The sequence below is a fragment of the Noviherbaspirillum malthae genome, from assembly GCF_015352985.1.
Lineage (GTDB): Bacteria > Pseudomonadota > Gammaproteobacteria > Burkholderiales > Burkholderiaceae_D > Noviherbaspirillum > Noviherbaspirillum malthae.
The window spans coordinates 15165-41830 of the sequence record NZ_JACYXF010000057.1 but is presented as its reverse complement, the minus strand read 5'-3'; the positions used below and the strand labels follow the sequence as shown (position 1 = coordinate 41830).

Below are 26666 nucleotides of genomic sequence, written 5' to 3'. Positions count from 1 at the left end.
CTAAAGCAGCGCATACCGGGGTATCGAAGGGAGAACTGGCGCTTGGTTCTATCGACAGTACGCAATATCGATCAATGTTTAGACCCATGACGCCCGATTTCCAGACTTGAGCAGAGGTTCCTTAAGCTTTCATGCGGAGGGAATACCGGAGCCGGTATTCCCTCGGCCAATCAATTGATGATTGTTATATCGAATCAGAGTTTTCAACCGCGCGACAGTCTTCCATCGGGCGAATTGTGTCTGCGGTCAATGCATTGCCGGAAGACTGTCGCGTGGAGGAAATTGGAATGCTGATTCTTGATCTCAGTGAGTCAGGAACTGGTTAAACAGGAACGTCCGGGACTTTACCTGACTGAATCTGGTTTAACAGTTCCATTAGCTTCGCCATCATGTCAGGATCCGCGTTGTTCGCTTGCGGAAGCCCTTCCGGAAGCCCCTTTTCTCCTTCGCCAGCCTTCTTGCTGCATCCCTTTTCACCGCCTTTCTCCGGCGGTGGTGCGTAGTTGCTAGTGCCTGTATTTGAAACTGATGGCATACCCATAACATGCTCCTTTAATTAAATAATTTGTTGAATGTTGCACAACGATGTGCCTCTATGTGTGGAGCCGCAGGCAGGGTGAGTTCCCGATTATTTTTAATGCAATGAAATTATTTGAATGTCGTTTTTAAAGCCATCAGGCATGGAAGGTGTTCGCATCTGCTTCGGTGGCACCGGGCCCGGCAGGAAGGGGATCGGCAACGAACCATGAACCTTCAGCAATCGTCGCTGATAGACGCAAGGCTGCGCGCAATGACTGCCGCTCTTTCATTGCATGTTCGATTGCTGCGGCCTATGCTACAACCGGTATCAACGTGACCAGAACAGGAGCGTGATCATGGACGAGAGGAACAATACCGAGCTGGTGAAGCAGGCTTACGAAAGATTCCGCAGCGGCGACATTCCGGGCCTGCTGGCTCTGTGCGCCGACGATATCGAATGGGAGCTCGACCGTCATGAAGACGTGCCGTTCACCGGCAAGCGGCGCGGCAAGGATCAGGTAGCCGAATTCTTCTCCACCCTCGATGAGTCGCAGCATCCGCTGAGCTTCGAACCGCACGAGTACATCGCGCAGGGCGACAAGGTAGTTGCACTCGGTCATGCCGCATGGAGCGTCAAGTGCACCGACCGCGTATTCGAAAGCGACTGGGCGGAAATCTTCACCATCCGCGACGGCAAGATCGCGCGCTTCCGGGAATTCGCCGATACCGCCACCGGTGTCGCGGCTTACCGGACCCGCTGATTTCAGTCCGGACCGATGATCGATTGCTGCCATGCCCGCTTGAGGACAGTCAAGAAAAGGAAAGGCGGCAAGGTTTGTTTGTCAAACAGAACACACATCATCTTGATCATTCCAAAGGAGGAAGATATGGATCTCTTGTGGTTTCTGTTGATCGGCCTGATCGCAGGCTGGCTGGCGAGCGCGATTGTCGGCGGCGGCTTCGGCCTGGTAGGCGACATCGTCCTGGGAATCGTCGGTGCCTTTCTCGGCGGCTTCCTGTTCCGCACCTTCGGTGTGTCGGCAGGCGGGGGCATGTTGGGCAGCATCATTGTCGCCACGATCGGCGCCATCGTGCTCCTTCTGCTGCTGAGGCTCGTCAGGCGGGCCGGGCGCTGATTGCCGCGGACAACATCATTGCATCACCGGCTTTTTTGCAACTCCGCTGAATCTTTGGCAATACGCGGCTGTCTACGATAGCCCAATGCTTAATTTTCAGACATAGATCATCGAGGTTCATCATGACGAATGCAAGCACAGGAAACACCGGCAGCACGCCGCAGGACCAGAAGAAAGGCGCAGTCACCGAAGCCGACGTCAAGTCCGTCGACGGCCAGTCGGGGCGCAGCAACGAGACCAGCCATGATGCCAAGAGCCATACCAAGGCCGGCAGCGATGAAGGCGCGGGTGGCGGCAAGAAGCAGGAGCGCCATCATTAATCCTTACCGATGATGGCATGCCGTAACATGCAGGCATGAAAAAAGGCACCGCTTGACGGTGCCTTTCTTTTTTAACGCTGTTTCAATTTGTCTTTTCGCTTATTTGTCGAGCTGGCGCAGCAGTGCTTCCGTCACGTCGACGATCGACTTCGATCCGAAGTCCGCGCCATCATCGGGCTTCGGCTGTTCCGTTGCCGCCGGCTTGCCGGTGAGCTTTTCCATCAGGCGCGTGAATGCGCTGGCTGCGGTGCCGGCACTGACGGAATTCATTCTGCGATCTTGCATGACATCACCTTGCGGAGTCTCAAAACATCTTAGTTTCGGCTTTTCGAAAATGGTTCTGTGATGCAATGCGTTAATTTGCATCCCGCGTTGGCAGGCATGCAAAATTTCCTTCATGGTTTTACGCTATGATCGACAATCTTGTTCAATTGATAGGAAACGCCCATGGCAGGATTCAGATCGAAGAGGGGACAGCGCTGGCTGCTGTCTGCGTTGTTTGCCGGCGCTGCGGCGCTTGCCGGTGCCGTGCCTTCGGCCGCTCAGGCGGCGCCCCCGGCCAAGCAGACGACGCAGGTGCCCGGCTATTACCGGATCAATATCGGCGATATCGAAGTCACCGCTTTGTATGACGGCTATGTCGCACTCGATACCAAGCTGCTCAAGGGAGCCAGCGCCAATGATATCCAGGGCCTGCTGGCCCGCATGTTCATCGAATCGGAAAAGGGCGTGCAGACGGCGGTCAACGCCTTTCTGATCAACACCGGCAAGAATCTCATCCTGGTCGATACCGGCGCTGCCAAATGCTTCGGCCCGACGCTCGGCGTCATTCCCGACAACCTGCGCGCGGCGGGATACGACAAGGCTCACGTCGACACGGTGCTGCTGACCCACCTCCACGGCGACCATGCCTGCGGCCTGCTGGCCACCGACGGCCGGCCCGCCTTTCCGAATGCCACCATTTATGCAGCCGAGGACGAGGCTGCGTTCTGGCTGAGCAAGGACAACGGAGCCAAGGCGCCGCAGGATGCGCAGCCCTTCTTCAAGATGGCGCAGGATGCGATCGAGCCCTATGTCGCGGCCGGCAAGTTCAAGCAGTTCGATCCGGGCGATACCATCCTGCCTGGCGTGGTGTCGGTGCCGGCCCAGGGCCACACGCCGGGCCATGCCGGCTACCTGTTCGGCTCGGGCGAGGACCAGCTGCTGGTCTGGGGCGACATCGTGCACAGCCACGCGGTGCAGTTCGCCCGGCCGGAAGTCGCCATCGAATTCGACGTCGACAGCAAGAAGGCCATCGCGACCCGCAAGGCCCTCTTTGCCCGGGCTGCAAAGAACAAGCTGTGGGTCGCCGGTGCGCACCTGCCTTTCCCCGGCATCGGCCATGTGCGCGCCGAAAGGAAGGGATTCTCCTGGGTGCCGGTCGAGTATTCGCCGCTTCAGCAGAAGTAGCAGAAGTAAAAGTGATTCCTTACCCGTGCCGGAACCCTCGCCGGCACGGGCTTGCTCCTGTCCGCTTCTTTCCCCAGTCTTCCTGACACTCCGGCTTTCCCATGAACGTGGGAGATACAAGGCCGGGGTGCTCGCGTAAGCTATCGCGCTTTCATGGTATCCGGCTTGCCGCCTGTCATCTGCCGCCGTGCGCGAGCCTGCCGCGCGGCCTGCCGCTTCGCCGATTAACCATTCCACGATTCCGATACTTCGCACCAGGGAGAACATCATGTCCGCATCCACCCGCACCGTCCTTGCCGCCTGCATCGCGGCCGGCGCGCTGACGGCGCACGCCCAGAACCGCGCGCCGGCCGCGCAATACTGGGTTGACCTGTCCACCGCCAGCATGTCGATTCCCGGCATGCCCGACGGAGGCGGCATGGGCGCCGGACTGCTCGGCGCACTGACGGGCGGCAATCCGGCAGCAGCCATGGGCGGCATGGGCGGCAGCGGCAAATCCCTCGATGCCGAACTCCATGTACGCGCCAGGCCGGCTGGCGTCGAAGGCACGCATGCCATTCCTTCCGGCATGAACATGGGGCCGTCGCTGCTGCTCATGCCCTACCGTCCGCAGCCGGCCGGCCATGGCAGCACCCATTCCGAACAGCGCAGCGACACGCCGGAAAAGCCGAAAGGCCGCATCCTGATGTACTGGGGCTGCGGCGACAGCATCGCTGCGGGACAGCCGCGCATTCTGGATTTCGCCAAGCAGAACCCCGCAGAATATGCGCAGTTCTTCTCCAGCCATGCGGGCACCAGCAAGGGCGTGCAGAACCGCGCCGGCAATGCGCTGTGGCCCAACGAGCGCGACACCAAGCGCGTGCCCGACAATGCATCGCTGCAGGGCGAGCATGCGGTCAGCGGGGAAGGGGTGCCGCCCGGCCTGAAGTTCAGCGTCGGCCAGGAATACGACTTCCTGCCGCGCGCCAGCATGACCGCCAAGGGACAGCCCAGGGATGGCGTGCAGCTGAGCTGGCCATCCATGCAGCACGCCAGGGCCTACTTCCTGCAGGCGCAGGGCGCGGCTTCCGGGCCGGACGGCGCGCAGGACATGATTCTCTGGAGCTCGAGCGAAAAGCCGGAGAACGGTTGGGCGCTGATGGGCTATCAATCGCCGGCGCAGGTGGCCAGGCTGCTGCAGCAAAAGATCGTGCTGCAGCCGAGCGTCACGAACTGCACGATACCCAAAGGCATCTTCGACAAGGCCGAAGGCGCGATGGTCAACATGATCGCCTACGGTCCCGAACTGAATGTGTCGCATCCGCCGCGCCCGGCCAAGGCACCCGCCGACTGGCAGCCGGAGTGGACGGCAAGGGTCCGCATCAAGTCCACCGGCATGACCATGCTCGGCATGGCCGACGGCGCGGATGCCCAGCGCGGCGCAGGCAATACGGGCGGTATGGGCGGGGCCGGCGTGAACGGCGGCACTGCGGAGCCCCAGGAATCGGTACTGCCGTCGTTGCCCGGCGTGCCCAATCCGGTGAGGATGCTCAAGGGCTTGTTCGGCGGCTGATTTCCATGGCTTGAGCTTGCTGCTTGGACTGGAGCGGCATGCGCCAGCTCAAGCAGCCGGGATAAATGGCAGAGCCTGCGGTCCAATGCGGAATTTCCCTTCTTTCCGAGCCGCATGCCCGCACTTCATCCTGCCTCCTCAGTTTTTGTTCCGCGCGCGGCGTTCGCTGCGCTGCTGTTTCTCTTCCATGCCATGCCGGGCCAGGTCCGCGCCCAATCTCAACCTGAAGCGCAGCCCAAGTGGGAAGTCGGCCTCGGGCTCGGCGTGCTGAGCGTGCCCGACTATCGCGGGGCCGACACCCGTTCCACCTATCTGCTGCCGGCGCCTTACTTCGTCTACCGCGGCGAGATCCTTCAGGCCGACCGCAGCGGCTTGCGCGCGGCGCTGTTCGAGAGCGACCGGGTGGAGCTCAACCTGAGCCTGAACGCCAGCGTGCCGGGGCGCAGCGACAACAGTCCCTTGCGCCGGGGCATGGAAAAACTGCGGCCCATCGTCGAAGCCGGACCGACCGCCGATCTGCGCCTGTGGAGCAGCGAGCGCCAACAGGCCCGCCTCGATCTGCGCCTGCCGGTACGCGCGGCGTTCACGGTGGAATCCTCGCCGCGCCACGTCGGCTGGCTGTTTTCGCCCATCCTGCTGCTGCAGATGACCGATCCCGGGGGACTGCGCGGATGGAAGCTCGGGTTGCAGACCGGACCGGTCTACAGTTCGCGCGAATACAACCAGTACTTCTATGGCGTAAGCGCAACCGATGCGAGGTCGGACCGTCCGGCTTACGCAGCGCCCGGCGGCTACGCCGGGATGCAGGCAATGGCCACGCTGTCGAAGCGCTTTTCCCGCTACTGGGTGGGCGCCTTCCTGCGCTACGACCATCTGGGCGGCGCGGCATTTGCCGACAGCCCGCTGGTGCGGCAGCGCAGCGCCGTCACCGGTGGCCTTGCGGTGTCATGGGTGTTCGGCCAGTCGGCCGCGAGGGTGCAGGACGACGATTACAGTCTCGATTAAGGCCTGTTCACTCTTCGGGACCATCGCCGCCGATGTAGCGCGGGTCGGGTGCGATATAGGCCATGATGCTGCGGTCCAGCATGCCGGGCGGCGCCACGCGCTTGAGGTCGAACGACGATATGCTGGTGGCGCCGGTGAAGCTCCACGCAAAGGACTTGCCGCCGACATCGAACCTGACGATTTCACCGCCGGTCACGTTGACCCAGCGCGTCGAAGGCGTGATGGCAATCGTGTACTGCGCGGCTTCCGGCGGCGCCGGGTCGCCCAGCAGCCTGACCGGGGTTTCGAGTGCCGAGGCGGAAAGCGAGGCGAGGCTGAGTGCGAAGGCGCCGATGGCGGTTCGCAGGGAAGTGGTTTTCATGTCGTTCTCCGGTGAGTGGAGGAAAGCGTGAAACGACGCGGCCAGGCGGCGAGGCGGCTTCAGCCGCGGGCATGCTCATGCGGCTGGTCGACCTTGCCGCGCCATGCGCCGGTTTCCCGGCCGCGCGCTTCGATGAACGTCTTGAAGCGCTCGAGATTGTGTTCCAGCATGCGCCCGAGCAGGCCGAGCACATGGGCCATGTTTTCGGCAATGCCTTGCGGCGCATAGTCCATCTGCACGGTGACCCGCGTGCTGCCGCCGAGATCCTCGAAGAGCACGATGCCGGCATTGGGCGCACCCGAGATGCTGCGCCATGCGATGCGGCGGTCGGGCAGCTGCTCGGTGATCTCGGCCTCCCATTCCTTGGTCCTGCCGCCAAAGTCGGCACGCCAGTGCAGCCGGGTTGGATCGAGCTGCCTCACCTCGATGACGCCTTCCATGAATTGCGGAAACTCCTCGAACTGCGTCCACTGGTTGTAGACGGTGCTGACCGGCACATTGACCTGCACCGATTTTTCTACGGTCGACATGATTGACTCCTGCCAGTATTGGCCGATAACTGCAGAACACGGACGTGCCTCCGCATTGTCTGCCGGTTTGGACAGCGGATTCGGATACAAAGATTCAGTGCCGGCTCAGCGTTCGTGCGCCCGCTTGAGTTCCTGCAAGGGATAGCGCGTGCCGCGCCAGTCGATGCCGTTGCGCGCCAGCGCCAGCAGGCTGCCGCGCCACCAGATCAGCAGTTCCACCAGGCTGACGACGGGGGCGTAGAGCAGGCAGCGCCAGGACCAGCCGCGCGCCTGCAGCAGGTCGATGTAGAGCAGCATGCCGGCGAGCACGGTGGCGATGTTGAGCCAGCGGGTGGCGCCGTCAGTGACGAACATGCCTATCCACGGCCATACGCGCAGCCCGAGAATGAGCAGCGTCACCGCAAGCAGCTGCAGCAGCTGGTAATCGAAGGCGGAAAAAATGTTCTTTTCCATGCCGCGCATCATGTCGCGCGTCGTCGGATACCACTCGATGGCCACCATGTCGCTGCCGAACAGCGCATGCTGGCGGTAGCCGTGCGCCTTGATCCGTTTGCCCAGCATCATGTCGTCGAGCACCGCCAGCGGCATCGCCGCATGGCCGCCGATATCGAAATAGGCATGGCGCCTGACCAGGTTGAAACCGCCGACGCCGACGTAGCGGCTTGGCGAGTCCGCCACTTTCCAGGGCTTGAAGCGTGACATGAAGGCCGTGGCGAAACTCAGGATCATCACCTGCAGCAGGGGCGGGCGCGCAACCACGTCGAAGAACAGGGTGAGGTGATCGACACGCCTGTCCTCGCAGTAGGCGATCGCGCGGCGCAAGGCACTCGGCGCGAATACCGCGTCGGCATCGGTGAACAGCAGGTAGTCGCCGCCGGCCATCTGCGCGCCGCGCTGCAGCGCATGGTTCTTGCCGAGCCAGCCGGCCGGCAGCGATTCCAGGTGCAGCACCTTCAGCCGTGCATCGTCGGCCGCGATGCGGTCGAGCACCGCGCCGGTTGCATCGGTGGAACGGTCGTCGATGGCAATGATTTCCAGCCTGGGATAGTCGATGCGCAGCAGCGAGCGCATCGCCGGCTCGATGGTGCCGGCTTCGTTGAGCGCCGACACGACCACCGACACCAGCGGCAATGCATCGCCCTCCGCCGGCGGTACATCCCTGAGCTGGGCGATCCTGCGCCAGCCGAGCGCGACTTCGAGGCAGATGCCGGCGACGATGATGAAGCTGGCCAGCGCCAGCCAGAAGGCCGCATCATGCATGCTCATGAACAAGGGCAGCCCCCGGCCAGTGCTTGTGCCTGTAGCCGATGGAGCCGGTCAGCGTGCGCTGCTGCCGGACGGCGTGCCGGAAGCCGGCGCCGCACCCGAGCTGGTGCCCGCCGAGGAGCCCGCATTGGCACCCGCCGAGCCGCCGGCGCCGCCGCTGCTGGAGCTGCCGCCGGTCGCATTGCCCGGGCCGCCGCTGGACGGGCCGGACGGCTGGGTGCCGGGAATGTTGCCGGAAGCTGCGGTTTCGCGGCCGGTCTGGGTTTCGCCCGGACTGGACTTGACCGCCGACTGCATGCTCGCCAGTTCCTGGCGCACCTGCTGCTGCGCGGCGGTGGAGCCCAGATCGGGCCACTTGTTGTCGGTAAAGCCCTTGGCATTCTCGAGGACCTTGCGGTCGATGTTGAGCAGCAGGTCGAGGTCGGGCCGGCTGGGATAGGTGAATGCGGAGAAAGGCACCGCCACCAGCTTGTCGCCGGGGCTCCAGGACTTGTCCACTTCCATCACCACATAGGATCCGGCATTGCCGAGGTTGAGCACGAGGTCCTCGATCTCGCCGGCGTCATGGGCGGCGCGGTCGTTGATGTCCTTGCCGATCAGCGTCTTGGCCGACATCAGCTTGGCGCCGGACGGCGTGTGGCGCACGGTTTCTTCCTTGAAGAAATAGCGGTCCACTTCGCTGCGATAGCTGTCGCGGCTGAAGTTGGCCTGCTTCTTCTCGTCGTACTCCGGCGCCTTCTTCAGCTGGTCGGCAGTGGCGTTGAGGATGACGCCGTCCTTGTCGTTGCCGACCTTGAAGCTGGCGGCGGGCACCGCCACCATCCTGTTGCCGACGCCGAGCGCGCCGCCGGCGGACAGCACGACGTAGGCGGCGCGCTCATTGTCGATGTCCACCATCACGTCGTCGATCTTGCCGAGCTTGTCGCCCTTTGCATTTTTTACATCCATGCCGATCAGCTTGCTGGCGCGCATGTCGCGCGAGGTGCTGGCGCCGGTCGACGAGCGGGCAGCAGGCGCGCCGGTCTTGTCCTGGGACTGCGACTGAGATTGTGATTGCGACTGAGCCGGCAAGGACAGGGCTGCGCCGAAGGTTGCCATGATGGCCGCCGCGATCAGTTTTTTTCCGTTTTCGATTTTCATTATTCAGACTCCTCAAGAGATTCGAGACATGAACGCCAGGGCGTTCTTTCCCCGTCTTGAGCAAAATCCGAGCCCAGCGGAATGAAAACCCATGCAAAACGGCAGTGGAAGAAGGGTCAGGCGCTTTCCGGACCGCCGGCATCCGCATCGCGTTCGGCCAGTTCCTGCCAGCATGCAAGGCCATCGGCACCCAACTCGGCAATCAGGCATTCGGCTTCATCCATGCCGATGCCGCCGCCATGCGCAAGCGTGCGCGTCTTGCCGAGCAGATCCGCCTGCCTGACCGCCTGCGCCAGCGTCGAGGGGGCAGCGGCGGCAAGGCCGGCTTGCCCGGCGGCTTCCACCACCTGCGGCGGAAACGCCCATTCCCGGCCGACGCGCACTGAGAGGCGGCGTGCATTGTCTGCAAACACCGCGCAAAATTTTCCCGACTGGAGGTGTTCCTTGCCGTCATGGACCTGGTCCATCGCGCGCAGCGCCACCATCATGCCGACGTTCTGCAGCAGTCCCGCCAGGAACACCTCGAAGGCATCGGCCCCGAGCCGTGCCGCCAGGCAGCGGCAGGCCAGCGCCGTGTGAGAAGACAGTTCGACCAGCCGTGGCGCGACGGTGCGGGTGAAATGGCCGGACTGCTGGCCCAGCATGGGCTTGAAGGCAACACTGGCCACCAGCAGGCGCAAGCCGTTCTGGCCGAGCAGCGCAAGCGCCTGTTCGATGCTGGCGATTGCGGCGCGACGGCGGTAATGGGAGGTATTGACCTGGCGCAGCACCGCCGCCAGCAGTACCGGGTCCTGCACGATCTGCTGCGACAGCTGCGCATTGGAAACGTCCTTGTCGCGCAGGCTCTGCAGCAGCATCGGAATGACTGCCGGCATGCGCGGCACCAGGCCGGACACCGGCTGCCCGGTTCCGCCGGCGATGCGTCCCAGCGCCCGCGCCAGGCGCACCTCCGTTTCATTGGGCCGCAGGCCGGCGGCGGCATCGACGCCGAGCAGCCAGGGATGAAACAGGCCGTCGATATCGGTGGCCGAACGCGCCAGCATGGTGGTGGCGGTATCCAGCGTCGCCGGCGGCGAAGCGTCTTCGTTTGCCGGGGCCCGGGACAGGCCAGGTTCGCGGCCCAGCAGGCGGTTCAACCAGTTTTTCATTCAGGACTGCAGCGGAAACGGCAGCGCTCCGGAATGGAGCGGCATGCGGAGTAATGGAAGGAAAGTATAGCCTGCCTGATGGCTTTTCCCCTGCGCGGCGGAACTGGGCCGGCAGCGCCTGCCTTCGCGCTGCGAAGCCCGGGCAGGGCGCTCGATGGGAATGGTCTCGACGCCGCTGGCGCGGCATGTTTAAATCGGATGGCATTGCCCTTAAACAACTCATTGTCGAATCATGTACGATTGGCTTCGCCGCTTGTTTTCCGATTCCGGCGCATCCGCGCGCACGGCCCACCCCGCCAAGCCTCCTGTGCCTTCCGCAGGTGTCGCATCGGCCGCGTCTGCCGTGCCTCGGCGCCAGCCCGGCTTTGCCGCCGACAGCGTCTCGAACCTGCAGCGCGACCAGGTGGATTTCATCTTCGCCAGCTGGCTGTTCGAGGCGGAGAACCATCCGGACATCTTCACCAATGGCAACGAGGATGCGATTCTTGCCGCGCTGGACGGCGTGGTGAAGTCGGAGCAGGCCGGCGCCCACCTGGTCAGGCGCATGCCGGGCGTGATTCCCCAATTGCTGCAGAGCCTGCGCAACGGCGATTTTGCCGGGCCGGAACTGGCGCGCAGGATATCCCAGGACGTGGTGCTGGTGGCCGAGGTGCTGCGCCTTGCCAACAGCGCCGCCTACAGCCCCGGCAAGCCGATCACCAGCATCGACCATGCGATCCTCATCCTCGGACAGGACGGCTTGCGCCAGCTGATCACGGGCGTCGCCTTCAAGCCCATCATCAATCTCAACTCCGGCAACTTCACCCGGATGGTGGCCCCGCGCCTGTGGGCCCAGTCGGAACGCTGCGCGATCGCCAACCGCCTGCTGGCCGACGGCGAAGCGGCCGACCCGCTCGAGGTCTTTCTCGCCGGCCTGGTGCAGAACGTCGGCCTGACCGTATCGCTGCGGGTAATCGACCAGATGTCCGACGGCCGCCAGCCGGTGGGCTCGCCGACCTTCTGCAATGCACTGGCAGGCTTCGGCCGCACGCTGGCGGTCAACATCGGCAGCGAATGGCACTTCCCCGATACCGTAATGAACGCCATCCGCGAGCAGGGCGAGGCCTTGCGCCCGGCCGCCATGTCGCCGGCGGGCAGGATACTGTGGATGGGCGATTACCTGAGCAAGATCGACATCCTGGCACGCCACGGCCGGCTCGATGTTTCCGATCCGCACGTCGCTGACGGTTTGTCCGACGCGGAGGCGGATTGCCTGCGGCAGCTGGCCGACGTCGAGGAACGCGACTGGCTCGGCATGGCCGGCGGCAACCGATAATCGGGAAATTTGGTAATTTATTGTTACGCAAGCGCTTGCAATCGAAAAATAGTGACTTACATCTATTTCACCGGTGAACTACTGCCGGAGCAATAAAACTAAGCTTGTTACAAGAACATCATCGCCGATACATCAGTGAAAGAAGCCACCATGCCCGAACAGGACTCCGCCAAGCCAGACGCCAGCCAGGCAGTCGATACCGAAGGCAGGAAAGCCGGTGACGCCGCACCGCAGGTCGAGCCGCAACCCGAGCCGCAATCCGAACCCCAGCATACCCTGACCGATGAAGCCGCCGAAGCCGACACGCCGCTGGCCATGAAGGCCGCCGCCCTGATCGGCAACAACAAGGGCAAGCTCGCCATCGGCGCGGCCGCCATGCTGGGTATCGCCGTGTTCTACAAGTGGCGCGACAGCAAGCTCGCCAAGGAAGACCCGGAAGAGTTCGCCCGCCTGCGCCGCATCAAGGCCGGACTGGGAGGCGACATGAATGCAGTCGAGGTGAAGAGAACGGAAACGGACAAGAACGATTAAGATCGGGGTTTCCGTGACTCCCGAGGCCGATGCCATGACCACCCAATTGAAGATCGATTTTGTTTCCGACGTCTCCTGCCCCTGGTGCGCGATCGGCCTGAAGTCGCTGGAGCAGGCGCTCGAACGCGTCGGCGACGGCATCCGCGCCGATCTGCATTTCCAGCCTTTCGAACTCAATCCGCAGATGGCGCCGGAAGGCCAGGACATCAACGAGCACCTGGCCGAGAAATACGGCGCCACGCCCGAGCAGTCGGAGCGCACCCGGGATGCCATCCGCGCGCGCGGCGCGGAGGTGGGGTTCGATTTCCGCATGGACAGGCGCAGCCGCATCTACAACACCTTCGACGCGCACCGCCTGCTGCACTGGGCGGAACTCGAGGGGCCGGCACAGCAGGCTGCGCTCAAGCATGCGCTGCTCCGCGCCTATTTCACCGAGGGCGAGAATCCGGGTTCGCACGAGGTGCTGCTGCGCGCGGCCGTGGAGGCCGGCCTTGATGTAGCCCGCGCAAAGGAGATCTTGTCTTCCGACGAGTATGCGGAAGACACGCGCCGCCGCGAACGCTTCTATCTCGACCAGGGCATTCACTCGGTGCCGGCGGTGATCATCAACGACCGCTACCTGGTGCAGGGCGGACAGCCGGTGGAAGTGTTTGAAGATGCCCTGCGCAAGATAGCGCAGGCTTCGCAGCAGGGCTGAGTTTGAAAGCTCGGCCATTTCATTCGTCAAGGAGTTGCCATGCACCGTGAAGAGCCGCGTCCCGACCCGATGCCGATCCAGCCGAGGACCGATGTGCCGCAGCAGGATCCGCTGGTGAATCCGGGGTATCAGCCGGTGCCGCAGGAGTTGCCGGGGGAGGAGGATGAGCAGGAGCCGGGGCGGACATCCTGAGGATTTCGGTTGTAGTTTGAATCGACCGCTAAGCGGGGTGCCTAGAGATCTGTTCCCTCCCCTTCAAGGGGAGGGTTAGGGTGGGGATGGGGTTCAACTCCGGCATCCGGCGCTTGAAACCCATCCCCATCCCAACCTTCCACCTCGCGGCTTGCAAGCCGCTCCGACTACGCAGGCGCAAGGCATGCCTTGCGAAACCCCTGCTCCGTCCCCTTGAAGGGGACGGAACGTTTGAGGTCCTGGCGAGTTGAAGTTGGTTGTCGATTAATACTCTGGCCCTCCAAGAAAAAGCAACGATCAAGTCTTCAACCGATACCCCGTCCTGAAGATCCACCAGATCCCCGCCAAACACAGCAGCATGAACACCAGCGTCATGCCGAGGCTGATCCCCACGCTTACATCCGACACGCCGTAGAAGCTCCAGCGGAAGCCGCTTACGAGATACACCACAGGATTGAACAACGTCACCTTCTGCCAGAAGGGCGGCAGCATGCTGATCGAGTAGAAGCTGCCGCCGAGGAAGGTCAGCGGCGTGACGATCATGATGGGTACGATCTGCAGCTTTTCCCAGCCATCGGCCCAGACGCCGATGATGAAGCCGAACAGGCAGAAGGTGATCGATGTCAGGATCAGGAAGGCCAGCATCCACCATGGATGCACGATCGTATAGTCGACGAACATCCAGGAGGTGACCATGATGATCAGGCCGAGGATCACCGACTTGCTGGCCGCCGCGCCGACATAGCCGATCACGATCTCGAAGGCCGAAATCGGCGCCGACAGCACTTCATAGATGGTGCCCGCCCACTTGGGCATGTAGATGCCGAAGGACGCATTGGAAATGCTCTCGGTCAGCACCGACAGCATGATCAGCCCCGGCACGATGTAGGCGCCGTAGCTGACGCCGTCGATCTGCGCCATGCGCGTGCCGATGGCCGAACCGAAGACGATGAAGTAGAGCGAGGTCGAGATGACCGGCGAGGCGATGCTCTGCAGGAGCGTGCGCCAGGCGCGCGCCATTTCGAAAAGATAGATGGCCTTGATCGCGTGGAAATTCATGCGCGTCCCCTTACCAGGCTGACAAAGATTTCCTCCAGCGAGCTTTCGCTGGTCTGCAGGTCGCGAAAATGAATGCCGTGTTCGTCGAGCCGCCTCAGCAGATCCGGAATGCCGATCTGATCTCCCTGCGCATCGAAGGTGTAGGTCAGCTGCGTGCCGTCCTGCGTCAGTTCGAGCTGATAGTCCCGCAGCGCGTCGGGCACGGCGGCCAGCGGCTGCTGGAGATGCAGGGTCAGCTGCTTCTTGCCCAGCTTCTTCATCAACACATGCTTGTCTTCGACCAGCAGGATCTCGCCCTTGCTGATGACGCCGATGCGGTCGGCCATCTCTTCGGCTTCCTCGATGTAGTGCGTGGTGAGGATGATGGTGACGCCGTTCTCGCGCAGCCTGCGCACCATCTGCCACATGTCGCGGCGCAGTTCCACGTCGACGCCGGCAGTGGGTTCGTCCAGGAACAGGATGTTGGGCTCATGGCTGAGCGCCTTGGCGATCATCACGCGCCGCTTCATGCCGCCGGACAGCGCCATGATCTTCGCATCGCGCTTGTCCCACAGCGACAGGTCCTTCAGGATCTTTTCGAGATAGGCCTTGTTGGGCGCCTTGCCGAACAGGCCGCGGCTGAACTTGACGGTATCCCACACGCTTTCGAAGGCATCGGTCGACAGCTCCTGCGGCACCAGTCCGATCTTGGAGCGGGCCGCCCGGTATTCGCGGGCGATGTCGTGGCCATCCGCCAGCACGGTGCCGGTGCTGGCGTTGACGATGCCGCAGATGATGCTGATCAGCGTGGTCTTGCCGGCGCCGTTGGGGCCGAGCAGAGCGAAGATTTCGCCGCGCCGTATGTCGAGGTCGACGCCTTTGAGCGCCTGGAAGCCGGAGGCATAGGTCTTGGTGATTCCTTTAACGGAAATGACTGCTTGCACGCGTTCTCCTCAACAGCCGGAACTGGAAAGGAAAGGGCATGCAATGCGGGCAAGCCGCTCCCTATGTGACATATGTGCCATGTGTTTTTCTCCTTGTCGCAATGAATAGACGACATGGTAAGACATTGCGCGGAAACGCGAGCGGTGCCCATGTGAAGCGACGGCATGACGAGTTCGCAAGCCTTGCCATTTCGTCAGTGCATCTTGGCTGGATGGCATGCAGCAAGTGCAAGTTCATTGCTCTTCCTACTACGAACTCGGCAGTAACAATTGTTTCGATTCATTTTTTGCGTTGACGGCCGGAACCTTTTCTGTACAGCAATCTCAGAGACACGTGCCTTGCATCAACATGATGCAAGGAAAGATTTTCTGGGATGGGAAAGTTTTGAAGAACACGGCAACAACTTGCAAAGCGTTGACATCAATGCTGATGTCGGTATGTGCTGCAACAATATTAAGCGCCTGCGGCGGCGCGCCTGCCGACGACGATATGCGTCAGGCCAATGGAGCAGCCCTGCCGAAGGCGGCATCGAGCAAGTTCCACGCAAGCTCGAGCGAATTCAATCCGGCAGTCTGGGATCATCACAACTGGGACGAATGCGATTGCGGGCGCAATGCCGCGCCGATCGGCAGCGTGCCCTGGACTCAATTCAAGTGATGCATCGATGCGGCGCAGGTCCGCATGCTTCGCTCCGCATCAGCGCACGGGCAGCAGCGCGGTGCGTTCGGCACGAGCACGCTTGAGCATCGCTTCGGCTTCAGCCACGTCTTCCTTCAGCCGCTGCTGCCGGACCAGGTAGTGTTCATTCAGGCGCGAACCGCCGCCGGCATTGCCGGTGCGCTCCCCGGGCAGCGGTTCGACGCCTGCCTGCTGGCGCTTCTTCGCATCTTCCAGCAGCATCTCGGCCTTGATCACATCGCTTTCCGCGTCCTGAACGTTTCTCTGCCTGTCCAGGGCTGCGATCGTCGGCACCTTGCTGACGGGCGTGCGTTCGACGCGCGGCGGCACGACGGGGCGTTTGCCTGAATCGGATTTCCAGGTGTTGGCGGCAGGATCGGGCGACAGCGTTTCATCCAGCTTGGCGCCCTTGATCAGCTTGTCGGAGTAAACGATTTTGCCGTCGGGCATGACTTGGCGGTAGACCTTGTCTGCGGGTTTGCCGATCTTGGCGGGGGCGGTGATGGTGATCTCTTCAGCGGCGTGGACGGAGAGGGAAAAGCTTGTGAGCAGCAGGGCTGGCAGAAGGTAACGGGGGGAAGAGGGTAGGGTCATGGCACATGCCTCCTTTGCCGTATAAGTTAGCAAAGCCTGGCGGGACGGCGATGAGAATCAGCAAAGGGCAGGAGGAAACATTGTAGCCGTCAGAAAATCGAAGCGGCACAAAGTTCATTCAGGCGGTCCCGGCCTTGAGAAGGTTCGGTGCGCCTTGGCGGCGCTGAACTTTCCCGCGGCCCGCTCATCGCAGCAGTACCGCTTGAAACCATGCCGGCAGGGCTTCCGCGTGGAAGTCGCGACCGGTACTGACCCATGCATCCATGAAGCCGATACCCAAGGACAAGGCGCTCGACAGCACGCTGGCCCTGCTGCGCGAAGCGTACAACTTCATTCCCAACCGCTGCGGGCGCCTGCGCAGCGACATGTTCGAAACGCGCCTGATGGGGCAGAAGGTGATCTGCGTTTCCGGCGAAGCGGGTGCAGCGATGTTCTATCAGCCCGACCGCTTCACCCGCCAGCATGCGATGCCGCCTACTGCCTTGCTGCTGCTGCAGGATATTGGCAGCGTGCAATTGCTCGACGGCGAAGCGCACCGGCGGCGCAAGCAGATGTTCATGTCCATTCTCAAGCCCGACAGCATCGCCGGGCTGATCCGGCTTTTCGAGGAGCAATGGCACAGCCGCCTGAAACAATGGGAAAACGCGGAACAGGTGGTGCTGCATCATGAAGCCGAGCAACTGCTGTGCGGCGCGGTCTGCGCATGGGCGGGGCTGACGCTGACCGACGCGGCATTGCGCCAGCGCACCCGGGAGTTCTCCGCGATGATCGACGGTGCAGGTTCTGTGGGCCCGCGCAACTGGACAGGCATACGCCTGCGTTCCCGTACCGAAGACTGGATACGCAGCGTGATCGTCATGATCCGCGCCGGGCACATGCAGGTACCCGAAGGAAGCGTGGCGCAGACCATTGCCTGGCATCGCGATGCGGACGGAAAACTTCTCGATACCGAGGTTGCGGCCGTCGAACTGGTCAACATCCTTCGGCCCACGGTTGCGGTCGCCCGCTACATCACCTTCGCCGCGCTGGCTTTGCATCGCTATCCGCAGGCGCGCGAGCGATTGCTTTCCGGGCGTGACGATGACGACGCCTATCTGGGCTGGTTCGTACAGGAGGTGCGGCGCTTCTATCCTTTCTTTCCCGCAGTGGGAGGGCGGGTGCGCGAAGAATTTACATGGCGCGGGCTGCATTTTGAAAAAGGGACATGGGTGCTGCTCGACGTCTACGGCACCAATCACGACCCGCGCATCTGGAAAGATCCGCAGACCTTCCGTCCGGAGCGCTTCCGCGACTGGAATGCGAGTGCCTTCAATTTCATTCCGCAAGGCGGCGGCGATGTCGATCTCGGCCATCGCTGCGCCGGCGAATGGCTGACCATTGCACTGGTGAAAACCGCCACGCGCCTGCTGCTGTCGTCAATGCATTATGAAGTGCCGCAGCAGGACTTGCGCATCGACATGTCGCGCATGCCTGCAATACCCGAGAGCCGCTTCGTGATCAGCCGCGTCAGGCATGTATTCCATACCGCGCCGCCGGTCATCGAAATGCAGGCCGGGCAAGATCTGCCGAAAGCGCAGGGCGCAGGCGGCTTGCACGGCAGGCGTGACATCGGAAATGAAGGTCATGCCGCATGATCCCTCGGTGGCATGCTCCTTGCAGCCCTTCATCGTTCCGATATGAACCATGATGGAGCCAAGATGAAGATCCTTACCTCGATAAGCCTCGCGGCGCTGCTGGCAGCCGCGGGTCTTGCACAGGCGCAGACGCCGACCAACAGCACCTCGGGCATCAGTTCCCGCACCATGGGCTCGGGCAGCTCGGTAGAACCGAACAGCCGCAGCGGCGGCGATGCAAGCAGCGGATCGACCGGCATGTCGTCATCCAGCGGAAGCGGCTCGACCGCATCCGGCACCGCCCGCTCCGGCGCCGCGTCCACCGGCAGCAGCGCCGATTGTCCGCCGACGAGCAGCGCATCGGCAAACGGCGGCAAGGCCAGCGCAACGGCGTCCACGCAGACCGGCAGCGCAGGCATCAACTGCGGCACCGCACAATCGTCGGGCAGCTCGGGCAGCACGCCGAATGCATCGGGCAGCAGCACAGGCAACAGCGTCAGCGGCCCCGGCATGCCGAGTTCCAATCCGACTTCCGGCGGCGTGGGCACCATGGGCAGCGGCTCCTCCGGTTCGCCTGCCGGTCCCGGCATCGCCGGCCCCACCAACGGCATCGGCCGCTGATCCCTCAGGCAGCTTTTCACCCAGGCCGGTTTTGCCGGCCTTTTTCATTTCTCTCATTCGTCGTTTTCTGTCCGCGCATCGCAACTTGTCCCGCCTGCCGCGCTCTCATATCTCCCATGGCGTCGATGTCTTCCATCGACGGCGCGCTGCATGTTTCTGCGCCTGGCGGCGCATGATGGAACAGGAGGTTCATGATGGCAACGATTCGGCAATCGCTGGAGGGCAGGGTCACGGTCCACACCGCTTGTCACCGGCCGAGCCGCTTCGATGGCTATCCGCGCTTCATGCAGGAAGCCGACGATGTGAAGCAGCTCGACGATACGCAACCGTTGAACAGAGGCGCAATGCCGCAACCACGGCCCGGCTTCCAATAAGCGGATGGCCGGCCGTCATAAGGAGAGAATGATGCAGATGGTTTCCGAAGTCATGACGCGCGACGTGCGCTCCGTTACGCCGCATGAAAGCCTGCAGCGCGCGGCGCAGCTGATGGATGAACTCAATGTCGGGGCCTTGCCGGTCTGCGACGGCGAACGGCTGGTCGGCATGGTGACCGACCGTGACATCACCGTGCGGGCTACCGCGGCCGGGCGCTCGCCGTCCGAAGCCCATGTCGATGAAGTGATGAGCACCGACGTGCGCTGGTGTTTCGAAGACGAGCCCGTCGACAGCGTGATGCAGAAAATGGCCGATACGCAGATCCGCCGCGTGCCGGTGGTGTCGCATGATGAGCGGCACAGGCTGGTGGGCATCGTCGCCCTCGGCGACCTGATCACCAGTCCGGGTGACGGTGATCAGAAACAGCGCGTGGAAGATACCGCCGCGCGCATTTCCACGCCGTCGGAGCCGGACCGCTCCGATCCGGCGCAGCAGGCGCGTCATCATCGCCGGCCTTCGGGCGGCACGCCGTCCGAGGGCTCCAATACCGGCACCGCGACCGGTTTTGCCGGGACCGATGCCTTGCTCGCCGAGGGGCGCGACAGGGCGGAGCCGGGCGCCCTGATCGATCCTTCTGGCCCGTGGAATTCCACGCCGTCGAGCGCCGCGGGCACGGCCGGCAGCATCGACAATACCGGTGAAACCGGAGCGCCGGGCGGCACCGATGCGGCCGGCGCCGTGGGTGCATCCGGCGGCACCGCCGGCACGGCCGGTTCTGCGGGCACGGGCGTCGGCGCCAAGCCATAGCTTCGGCGCAAGTCCATTACGTCAGGCACGGCGTGGCAGGCCAATGCAGGGCGGCCTGCGCCGTGCCGGAAGTTTTCTTCATCAAGGAGATGCGCATGAACAAGGATGTCAACGGATTTCGCCGCGGCGAGTTTCCCGCCGATGCGCCGATCGAGGCGCTGAAGACGGATCATCGTTTTGTGAGAGAACTCTTCGATCGTTACTTCGCCACGCGCGATGAAGACACCAAGAGGGAAACCGGCCGCCATGTGCTGCTGCTGCTCGAAATGCACACATCGCTCGAGGAAGGCGTGTTCTATCCGCGCGTGCGCGATGCGGACCCGAGGCTGGTCGACCACTGCGAAGAAGACCATGAAGAGGCGCGCCAGCTGATCGACAGGCTCAAGCCGATGGACGAAAGCGATCCCCAGGCGGAGCAATTGTTCCGCCAGCTTGCCGACATGGTGCTGCTGCATGTCGAGCAGGAAGAGGCCAACCTGTTTCCGAAGGTAGAGCAGGCCGGGCTCGACCTCGGTGCGATCGGCCTAGAGATGCAGGCGCTGCAGACCCGCATGATCGCGGACCGCCTGCAAAAGCCGACGGCGCCCGGATTGCGGCAGTAGCGGCCGCGGCACGTCGGCGCGATGCGGCGACGCCGCGCCGCATCGCTTCCATCCTTTTCATCTCTTCAACCGTGCGGCCTGCGGCTGTTCTCGATCTGCATTTCCGCGGTGCTGAGATAGCCTTCCACGGGATTGACCTCGCGCCGCGCCGGCGTGCTGCGTGCGCGCTCCACCAGCCGCGAATCGATCATCTGCAGCAAGTCCTCCGGAATCGACTCGGCGCAGGCATCGATGATGTCGTACAGCGGCGAGGCGCTGGCCTGCTTGCCCAGCTGGACTTCATTGGCGAATCGCTCGAAGCGCATGCGCGCAAGGTCCATCAGGCTCGCGCGCATGCGCCGCGATGAAGGATTGTCTTCCGCGGCCTCCGCCAGGTTTGCATGATCGATCACCGGGATGGGATGGCCCCCGTTGCCGGCCTGTGCCAGCTTGAACGGATCGAATCCGGCGCGCAGCATGTCGGCAAGAAAGCGTTCATGGAATTCGCCGTGCCGCATCCCGTCCAGTGCGAGCGACTGGAATGAGGGGCCGCCGCCTTCGTTGTAGGCTTGTGCTCCACGCTGTGCCAGGGACTGCAGCGCACGCCAGTCGAAGGCCGAGGGGTTGCGTTCCCATTGTTCCTGCAGATCAGTGAATTCGCCGACCAGGCGATTGATTTCATGCGCGTCGTGATGAACCATGATGCGTCCTCCAAAGGCGTTTTGTTGCGCTTTGCAAGAAATCGTTCAGCGAAACGCGGCCTGAGGTTCAAGTTTCGTTGATATTTGACGGTTTTTACGTGCCGCCTGCATTCCCGGAGTGCAAGGCGGGACTGGAACCGCCCGCCATGCCGTGTCACTCATGAAATGACGGCACCCGCCAAGGGCGATGCCGGAGCCGATACAAGAGCACACAGGAAACGGAGAGCAAATGGGGATGAAGCTGTACGCAGGCTTTTACGAAGAGCGCTTGCGCATGCGCGACGCGGCGAAGGACCCGGCGCTGAAGGCGCATTTCCAGGCGGAGCTGGATGTGGTCAAGGCGATGAATGATGCCAACGACATTCGTGATACGCCGCCCGGCAGCGGCGGCATCATCGATCCGCCCGCCGCGACAAGCAACCTCGCACGGACCGGCGGCGATCCGCAGTCTTCATTAGCGCCTGCATCAACGCCTTCAGCAGCGCCGGCCTCCGCCGGAATCGACACGTCTATCCTGGGCAAGGACAACGACAGCAACAAGAAGGTCCAGACCCTCATGCCCATGTTCCAGAAGCTGTCCAGGGAAACCGGCGTACCGGCCGATATTCTTGCCGCCGTGATGGTGCAGGAATCGCGCGGCATCAGCATCGAGGCCATGAAGAATGCAGGCGGCCTGATGCAGCTCGGCCCGAACGAATTCAAGTATCTTCAAGACAAGAATCCCGGGCTGCTCGGCGGGCTGAGCCATCTTTCCACGGAAGGCCAGGTGACGGCGGCCCTGTACCTGAAGGAATTGAAAGGCAGCGGCAGCTGGGATGACGCAATGTTCAAATACAACCATGGACCCAACGCCGGCAACAATCCCGCGCTCGGCGACCCGAATTACATGAACAGCGTGCACGACCTGCTGAACAAGATCCGGCGCGGCGAACTCTTGCCGTCGTGAACAGGAGAAACGACGGAAGGGCAACAAACGATGCTCTGATGCAAGCCTCCCGTGCGGCGCCAGGCGCCGCTTGAGCAATCATAAGCATCGCCGCAGACCGGCTTTGAATCCCGTAAAGAAATGGCGTAACGTGAGGGTGGACGTGCGAAGCACTGCTCGCACGCTTTCCATCCCACCGCACTGGAGAGCCGGATGAAGAAAGCTATCGGATCGCTGCTCGGCATCATTGTTCTGGCGGCCGTCGCAGTTGCCTTTTACCTGTGGCTGCAAGGACCGACCTACCGGCCGGCGCCTTCGGCCCCCGCCGACGCGCCGCCGCCCCCGACGGTCGCCGCCGAGCCGGAAATCCTCTATCCCGTACCCGACGCACCGCCCACCGCCATGCCGGCGCCGGACAAGAGCGATCCTGTGATCCTCGGCGCATTATCGGAACTGTTAGGCAAGGCAGCGGTGAAGCGCCTGTTCCAGCCGGAGGAAATCGTGCGCCGCATCGTGGTCACGGTCGACAACCTGCCGCGCAAGGTCGTGTCAGGCCAGCTGATGCCCACCACGCCCGTTCCCGGCAAGCTGCGCACCAGCGGCAAGGGCGAGGAACTTGCGTTGGCATCGGCCAACTACGAGCGCTATACCCCGTTCGTGCGCGTGCTTGATACGGTGGACGCCAAGGCGCTGGCTGCGCTCTACATGCGCTACTACCCGCTGTTCCAGGGTGCCTACCGCGATCTCGGCTATCCCAAGGGTTATTTCAATGACCGCCTGGTTGCGGTGATCGACCACATCCTCGATGCGCCGGAGGTCGAAGGCCCGATCGAACTGGTGCAGCCGCATGTGTTCTACAAGTTCGCCGACCCCGAACTCGAATCGCTGTCGGCCGGCCACAAGCTGATGCTGCGCATGGGCGATGCCAATGCGGCGAAGGTGAAGACAAAGCTGCAGGCGATCCGCAAGGAACTGGTGAAGGGGAGCGCGGAAACGAAGCGATGATGGCCATGGCCGCACTTGGCCTGCGACGCTTGCTGCTTGCCGGCATGGCGTTATCTGCGTCCGTGCCGCCACCCCCAAGCCGCGCCGCACGCCGCCGCGGTCAATGCCAGATAGGCGTCTAGGTAATACATCCTGCCTTGTCATGCATACAGCGCCGGCGCCGATCATCCAGACGTAAAAGTAAGAAGGCTCTTTGTCGCTGACTTGTGCATGGGAGATGCAGGGGTAAGCGAGGAGCAGGGCGGTGCTGATGAGCATGCGGGAATCGTGTAGTCGGGCTGTATCTATCATTGACGATTGATCCAACGTTCTGCCGTGCTGCAAGGCTCGGAATGCGGCAGGTCCGTATTGGATACCAACAGTTGGTAACAATTAACCATTTTACAATTTTCACGGCAGGCACAATCATTGTCACGAGACGAACCCGAACATGCTGTTCGGGCGTCTAACGTGGATGAAAAGTGCCTGATGTTTCATTGCAGCTTTGAATTAAATAACCAGCCGTTGAGTAATTTTTTTGTAGTCAATAAATCATTTCCAGCTTTCTCTGGACTGGGTGAGCATGCTAACCGCCGGTCGATGACATGTGCAAAAGGCGTCGGACCGTTGCCGCTGGGGCGCTACTATATCGTCGACCGCCAGTCAGGCGGCATGCTCGGTTCTGTTCGCGATCTTATGAGCGGCAAGAGGGACTGGTTTGCCTTATATGCTGCCGACTCTGCGATAGACGACTACACATTTTGCGATCAGGTAAAGCGAGGTAATTTTCGTCTTCATCCCAAATCGGGCCTCGGTGTCAGTGAGGGCTGTATAACGATTGACAGTGCCGCAGACTTCGATCAAATCAGGGCCATACTTCGCAGCATTCAAGGGGCTTCCATCCCCAGGTCAGTTCTGAAAGCTTATGGAATGGTGACGGTCAAATGAAGACTACACCGATCTCGTTCCTGTCCTTATCGCTGCTGACCGCATGGATAGCGGCCACGACAGTTGCAGTCACTCGCATGTTGTATGTGAACCCTGAAAGTCTTCCGTCGTTAATGAAATCGCTGGGTATCGGCGTTGTCATGTTTGCCGGGAGATATCTGGATATCGATGGCGAAAAGGGAAAAGATATCGAGCTGCTTTACCTTTTCTGTATCGCGCTTGTTGCAGTGTCGTCGGTCACTTACGCGGCCTTGAGAATATATCGGCGTACACACTTCACATCTAATCCCGGTCATAAGTGAACGAACAACTTGCCATTGGCCCGCAAAGTATTTGTGTTTTCATCAATAAAAAACTTTAGAATTCCATGTTGTTTGAATTGCAAATATTCTCTCCCACATGGCGACAAAGTTTTTTCAAGTAACGGCTGTTCTTGCAGCCATTTGCACCATACTTTTCGTCGGATGGTTGTTTTACCTGTTCCATGAGGAAGACTATGGTCCGGAGCCGGGGACAATTTCCTTTTATCTGAAACTGTCTTCTCTAGTGCGAAATATTCCGATCATCGATGCCGTGTCTATGCCGTCATACCACGGCAGCATAGGCGACGGACCCAAGCCTGCAGAATCTTCCGTATGTTACGAAGCGCAAAGCAGCAAAGAAGTCTGGATCGTGGCAAATACCGGCAGTTATCTCCATGCACGTGGATTTGCATTGGCGCTGACTGACCCACCTCCGCGCATGTTTCAGATTAACGGGCGCGAACCATCACATTTGACTGCCTATGCCAATGAAGACGGTGAGTCTGTTCACTTGATGCTCAGCAGGTTTCCCAACGAAGAAGACGTTGAAGTCTGTCTTACGCATTTCAAATAGCTCGAATGAAAAAAGCCATGGCATCAAGCCATGGCTTTCAATGTGCTGCATACCACTCCGGAAGGATCACTTCCCCCAGCTATCCTTCAGCGTCACTACCCGGTTGAATACCGGCTTGCCGGGCTGCGAATCCACGCGGTCGGCGACGAAGTAGCCGTGCCGTTCGAACTGGAACTTGTCGTCCGGCAGGGCGGCGCGCATGCCGTGCTCCAGATAGGCGGTGATGACTTCCTTGGCAGTCGGGTTCAGCGCGGCCTTGAAGTCCTTGCCGCCGGCATCCGGATGCGGGTCGCTGAACAGCCGGTCGTAGAGCCGCACCTCGGCTTCCAGCGCATGGGTCGCGCTGACCCAATGGATGGTGCCCTTGACCTTGTAGTTGTTGGCGCCGTCGGTGCCGCTCTTGGAATCGGGGAAGTAATTGCAGTGCACCGCGATCACGTTGCCGTCGGCATCCTTGTCGCAGGCCGTGCATTCGACCACGTAGCCGTAGCGCAGGCGCACCTTGTTGCCGGGGAAGAGGCGGAAGTAGCCCTTGCTCGGCGTTTCCATGAAGTCTTCCTCCTCGATCCACAATTCCTTGGTGATCGGGAAATGGCGCTGGCCGCGTTCCGGATGATGCGGATGCACCGGGGCGCTGCATTCGTCGACCAGGCTGTCGGGGAAATTGTCGATGATGAGCTTGAGCGGCCTGAGCACGGCGACCGCGCGCGGCGCCTTGGCGTCGAGGTCGTCGCGCAGCGCGCCTTCGAGCGTGCTCATGTCGATCCAGCTGTCGGCCTTGGCCACGCCGACGCGCTCGCAGAACAGCTGGATGGATTCCGGCGTGTAGCCGCGGCGGCGCAGGCCGACGATGGTGGGCATGCGCGGATCGTCCCAGCCGCTGACGATGCCGTCGTCGATCAGCTGGCGCAGCTTGCGCTTGCTGGTGATGGCATAGGTCAGGTTCAGGCGCGCGAACTCGGTCTGCTCGGGCAGCGGGCGCTTGAAGAAGCCGCCTTCGGCCGCGCGTTCCAGCACCCAGTCGTAGAAGGGGCGGTGGTCCTGGAATTCCAGCGTGCAGAAGGAATGGCTGACGCTTTCGATCGCGTCTTCCAGCGGGTGTGCGAAGTCGTACATCGGATAGATGCACCACTTGTCGCCGGTGCGGTGGTGATGCGCATGGCGGATGCGGTAGATCGCCGGATCACGCAGGTTCATGTTCGGCGAAGCCATGTCGATCTTCGCGCGCAGGATGTGCTCGCCGTCCTTGAATTGGCCTGCCTTCATGCGGCGGAACAGGTCGAGCGATTCCTCTGCGGGGCGGTCGCGGAAGGGTGAGTTCTTGCCGGGCTCACCGAAATTGCCGCGGTTCTTCGCCATGTCTTCCGCGCTCTGGCTGTCCACGTAGGCGTGGCCGGCGGTGATCAGGTATTCGGCGATTTCATAGAACTTGTCGAAGTAGTCGCTGGCGAAATACAGATGCTCGCCGGTCTCGTCCTTCCAGTCGAAACCCAGCCACTTGACGCTGTCGAGGATGGTATCGACGTATTCCTGTTCTTCCTTGGTGGGATTGGTGTCGTCGAAGCGCATGTGGCAGCGTCCGCCGAAATCGCGCGCCAGGCCGAAGTCGACGCAGATCGCCTTGGCATGGCCGATGTGCAGGTAGCCGTTCGGTTCGGGGGGGAAACGGGTGACGACCGAGGGCAGGGGGCGGCCGAGGGTATCGGTACGCTGCTTGTATTTGCCGGAAGCAATGTCGGATTCGATCAGGCCGCGCAGGAAATTGGAGGCATTTGCGCTGTCGGCAGTGGCTTTGGGATCGTTGCTCATGAATTCTGGG

General features: G+C 61.9%; 33 protein-coding genes. 21 read left to right on the top strand and 12 right to left on the bottom strand.

The window, feature by feature from the left end:
* Window positions 1-322 precede the first annotated feature (322 nt).
* Entirely contained in the window at window positions 323-541 is a 219-nt protein-coding gene (locus tag IGW03_RS29955) for a hypothetical protein (RefSeq protein ID WP_194726128.1), read from the bottom strand.
* 334 nt (window positions 542-875) lie between these two features.
* Between IGW03_RS29955 and IGW03_RS29950 the strand changes: the two genes are divergently transcribed.
* From IGW03_RS29950 to IGW03_RS29940, 3 genes are all read left to right on the top strand, one after another.
* Entirely contained in the window at window positions 876-1280 is a 405-nt protein-coding gene (locus IGW03_RS29950; RefSeq protein WP_194726127.1) for a nuclear transport factor 2 family protein, read from the top strand.
* A gap of 126 nt (window positions 1281-1406) precedes the next feature.
* Window positions 1407-1655 carry a GlsB/YeaQ/YmgE family stress response membrane protein gene (locus tag IGW03_RS29945; protein WP_194726126.1) on the top strand — a complete coding sequence of 83 codons (249 nt, stop codon included), beginning with the start codon at window positions 1407-1409 and terminating at the stop codon, window positions 1653-1655.
* Between the two features lie 122 nt (window positions 1656-1777).
* Complete coding sequence (locus IGW03_RS29940) at window positions 1778-1975, top strand: hypothetical protein (protein WP_194726125.1); 198 nt, start codon at window positions 1778-1780, stop codon at window positions 1973-1975.
* Window positions 1976-2074: 99 nt separating this feature from the next.
* On the opposite strand, the gene IGW03_RS29935 is transcribed toward IGW03_RS29940, so the two are convergent.
* Complete coding sequence (locus IGW03_RS29935; RefSeq protein ID WP_194726124.1) at window positions 2075-2260, bottom strand: hypothetical protein; 186 nt, start codon at window positions 2258-2260, stop codon at window positions 2075-2077.
* Window positions 2261-2422: 162 nt separating this feature from the next.
* Between IGW03_RS29935 and IGW03_RS29930 the strand changes: the two genes are divergently transcribed.
* The 3 genes from IGW03_RS29930 (at window position 2423) to IGW03_RS29920 (ending at window position 5981) form a co-directional block, all read left to right on the top strand.
* Window positions 2423-3424 carry an MBL fold metallo-hydrolase gene (locus IGW03_RS29930; RefSeq protein ID WP_194726123.1) on the top strand — a complete coding sequence of 334 codons (1002 nt, stop codon included), beginning with the start codon at window positions 2423-2425 and terminating at the stop codon, window positions 3422-3424.
* Window positions 3425-3692: 268 nt separating this feature from the next.
* Window positions 3693-4976: a hypothetical protein gene (locus IGW03_RS29925; protein WP_194726122.1), complete on the top strand. Its 1284-nt coding sequence runs from the start codon at window positions 3693-3695 to the stop codon at window positions 4974-4976.
* Window positions 4977-5090: 114 nt separating this feature from the next.
* The gene (locus IGW03_RS29920) at window positions 5091-5981 is read left to right on the top strand and encodes a MipA/OmpV family protein (protein WP_194726121.1); all 891 of its coding nucleotides are present in this window, start codon (window positions 5091-5093) and stop codon (window positions 5979-5981) included.
* 7 nt (window positions 5982-5988) lie between these two features.
* Here the strand turns inward: IGW03_RS29920 and IGW03_RS29915 are convergent, their stop codons facing one another.
* From IGW03_RS29915 to IGW03_RS29895, 5 genes are all read right to left on the bottom strand, one after another.
* A complete protein-coding gene (locus IGW03_RS29915) occupies window positions 5989-6342 on the bottom strand; it encodes a CzcE family metal-binding protein (protein ID WP_194726120.1) in 354 nt (117 codons plus the stop codon).
* A gap of 59 nt (window positions 6343-6401) precedes the next feature.
* Window positions 6402-6872, bottom strand: coding sequence for an SRPBCC family protein (locus tag IGW03_RS29910; protein WP_194726119.1), 471 nt, complete (start codon window positions 6870-6872; stop codon window positions 6402-6404).
* Window positions 6873-6977: 105 nt separating this feature from the next.
* Window positions 6978-8138, bottom strand: a complete 1161-nt coding sequence (locus IGW03_RS29905; protein WP_194726118.1) for a glycosyltransferase family 2 protein — start codon at window positions 8136-8138, stop codon at window positions 6978-6980.
* 51 nt (window positions 8139-8189) lie between these two features.
* Entirely contained in the window at window positions 8190-9278 is a 1089-nt protein-coding gene (locus IGW03_RS29900) for a PRC-barrel domain-containing protein (protein WP_194726117.1), read from the bottom strand.
* Between the two features lie 116 nt (window positions 9279-9394).
* Window positions 9395-10426 carry an HDOD domain-containing protein gene (locus IGW03_RS29895; protein WP_194726116.1) on the bottom strand — a complete coding sequence of 344 codons (1032 nt, stop codon included), beginning with the start codon at window positions 10424-10426 and terminating at the stop codon, window positions 9395-9397.
* A gap of 232 nt (window positions 10427-10658) precedes the next feature.
* Between IGW03_RS29895 and IGW03_RS29890 the strand changes: the two genes are divergently transcribed.
* The 4 genes from IGW03_RS29890 (at window position 10659) to IGW03_RS29875 (ending at window position 13161) form a co-directional block, all read left to right on the top strand.
* Window positions 10659-11741: an HDOD domain-containing protein gene (locus IGW03_RS29890; protein WP_194726115.1), complete on the top strand. Its 1083-nt coding sequence runs from the start codon at window positions 10659-10661 to the stop codon at window positions 11739-11741.
* Between the two features lie 150 nt (window positions 11742-11891).
* The gene (locus tag IGW03_RS29885) at window positions 11892-12272 is read left to right on the top strand and encodes a hypothetical protein (protein WP_194726114.1); all 381 of its coding nucleotides are present in this window, start codon (window positions 11892-11894) and stop codon (window positions 12270-12272) included.
* Between the two features lie 34 nt (window positions 12273-12306).
* Window positions 12307-12969 (top strand): DsbA family oxidoreductase, encoded by a 663-nt coding sequence (locus IGW03_RS29880; RefSeq protein ID WP_194726113.1) that lies wholly within the window; start codon window positions 12307-12309, stop codon window positions 12967-12969.
* Window positions 12970-13008: 39 nt separating this feature from the next.
* Entirely contained in the window at window positions 13009-13161 is a 153-nt protein-coding gene (locus IGW03_RS29875) for a hypothetical protein (protein WP_194726112.1), read from the top strand.
* Between the two features lie 297 nt (window positions 13162-13458).
* Here IGW03_RS29875 and IGW03_RS29870 read toward each other — a convergent pair whose 3' ends face one another.
* Both IGW03_RS29870 and IGW03_RS29865 read right to left on the bottom strand, forming a co-directional pair.
* Window positions 13459-14220: an ABC transporter permease gene (locus IGW03_RS29870; RefSeq protein WP_194726111.1), complete on the bottom strand. Its 762-nt coding sequence runs from the start codon at window positions 14218-14220 to the stop codon at window positions 13459-13461.
* On the bottom strand, window positions 14217-15143 hold the full coding sequence (locus tag IGW03_RS29865; protein WP_194726110.1) for an ABC transporter ATP-binding protein: 927 nt from the start codon (window positions 15141-15143) through the stop codon (window positions 14217-14219). The genes IGW03_RS29870 and IGW03_RS29865 overlap by 4 nt, the downstream gene beginning before the upstream one ends.
* Window positions 15144-15360: 217 nt before the next feature.
* Here IGW03_RS29865 and IGW03_RS29860 point away from each other — a divergent pair, with 217 nt between their 5' ends.
* Complete coding sequence (locus IGW03_RS29860) at window positions 15361-15801, top strand: hypothetical protein (RefSeq protein WP_194726109.1); 441 nt, start codon at window positions 15361-15363, stop codon at window positions 15799-15801.
* A 39-nt stretch (window positions 15802-15840) separates the two neighbouring features.
* On the opposite strand, the gene IGW03_RS29855 is transcribed toward IGW03_RS29860, so the two are convergent.
* Window positions 15841-16416, bottom strand: coding sequence for a hypothetical protein (locus IGW03_RS29855; protein WP_194726108.1), 576 nt, complete (start codon window positions 16414-16416; stop codon window positions 15841-15843).
* A 263-nt stretch (window positions 16417-16679) separates the two neighbouring features.
* On the opposite strand from IGW03_RS29855, the gene IGW03_RS29850 reads away from it, so the two are divergent.
* From IGW03_RS29850 to IGW03_RS29830, 5 genes are all read left to right on the top strand, one after another.
* The gene (locus IGW03_RS29850; RefSeq protein ID WP_194726107.1) at window positions 16680-18050 is read left to right on the top strand and encodes a cytochrome P450; all 1371 of its coding nucleotides are present in this window, start codon (window positions 16680-16682) and stop codon (window positions 18048-18050) included.
* A 63-nt stretch (window positions 18051-18113) separates the two neighbouring features.
* A complete protein-coding gene (locus IGW03_RS29845; protein WP_194726106.1) occupies window positions 18114-18650 on the top strand; it encodes a hypothetical protein in 537 nt (178 codons plus the stop codon).
* 191 nt (window positions 18651-18841) lie between these two features.
* Entirely contained in the window at window positions 18842-19024 is a 183-nt protein-coding gene (locus IGW03_RS29840; protein ID WP_194726105.1) for a hypothetical protein, read from the top strand.
* Between the two features lie 28 nt (window positions 19025-19052).
* Window positions 19053-19832 carry a CBS domain-containing protein gene (locus IGW03_RS39325; RefSeq protein ID WP_438943686.1) on the top strand — a complete coding sequence of 260 codons (780 nt, stop codon included), beginning with the start codon at window positions 19053-19055 and terminating at the stop codon, window positions 19830-19832.
* A gap of 95 nt (window positions 19833-19927) precedes the next feature.
* The gene (locus IGW03_RS29830; protein ID WP_194726104.1) at window positions 19928-20434 is read left to right on the top strand and encodes a hemerythrin domain-containing protein; all 507 of its coding nucleotides are present in this window, start codon (window positions 19928-19930) and stop codon (window positions 20432-20434) included.
* A gap of 65 nt (window positions 20435-20499) precedes the next feature.
* Here the strand turns inward: IGW03_RS29830 and IGW03_RS29825 are convergent, their stop codons facing one another.
* Entirely contained in the window at window positions 20500-21114 is a 615-nt protein-coding gene (locus IGW03_RS29825) for a hypothetical protein (RefSeq protein WP_194726103.1), read from the bottom strand.
* A gap of 235 nt (window positions 21115-21349) precedes the next feature.
* Here IGW03_RS29825 and IGW03_RS29820 point away from each other — a divergent pair, with 235 nt between their 5' ends.
* From IGW03_RS29820 to IGW03_RS29800, 5 genes are all read left to right on the top strand, one after another.
* Complete coding sequence (locus IGW03_RS29820; protein WP_194726102.1) at window positions 21350-22060, top strand: transglycosylase SLT domain-containing protein; 711 nt, start codon at window positions 21350-21352, stop codon at window positions 22058-22060.
* Window positions 22061-22252: 192 nt separating this feature from the next.
* Window positions 22253-23044: a DUF3014 domain-containing protein gene (locus tag IGW03_RS29815; protein WP_228536187.1), complete on the top strand. Its 792-nt coding sequence runs from the start codon at window positions 22253-22255 to the stop codon at window positions 23042-23044.
* Window positions 23045-23452: 408 nt separating this feature from the next.
* Entirely contained in the window at window positions 23453-23971 is a 519-nt protein-coding gene (locus IGW03_RS29810) for a DUF2778 domain-containing protein (protein WP_500048346.1), read from the top strand.
* On the top strand, window positions 23968-24273 hold the full coding sequence (locus tag IGW03_RS29805) for a hypothetical protein (RefSeq protein WP_194726101.1): 306 nt from the start codon (window positions 23968-23970) through the stop codon (window positions 24271-24273). Before IGW03_RS29810 ends, IGW03_RS29805 begins: the two co-directional genes overlap by 4 nt.
* 97 nt (window positions 24274-24370) lie before the next feature.
* On the top strand, window positions 24371-24847 hold the full coding sequence (locus tag IGW03_RS29800; RefSeq protein ID WP_194726100.1) for a hypothetical protein: 477 nt from the start codon (window positions 24371-24373) through the stop codon (window positions 24845-24847).
* A gap of 66 nt (window positions 24848-24913) precedes the next feature.
* Here the strand turns inward: IGW03_RS29800 and IGW03_RS29795 are convergent, their stop codons facing one another.
* Entirely contained in the window at window positions 24914-26656 is a 1743-nt protein-coding gene (locus tag IGW03_RS29795) for a glutamine--tRNA ligase/YqeY domain fusion protein (RefSeq protein ID WP_194726099.1), read from the bottom strand.
* Window positions 26657-26666: the final 10 nt, after the last annotated feature.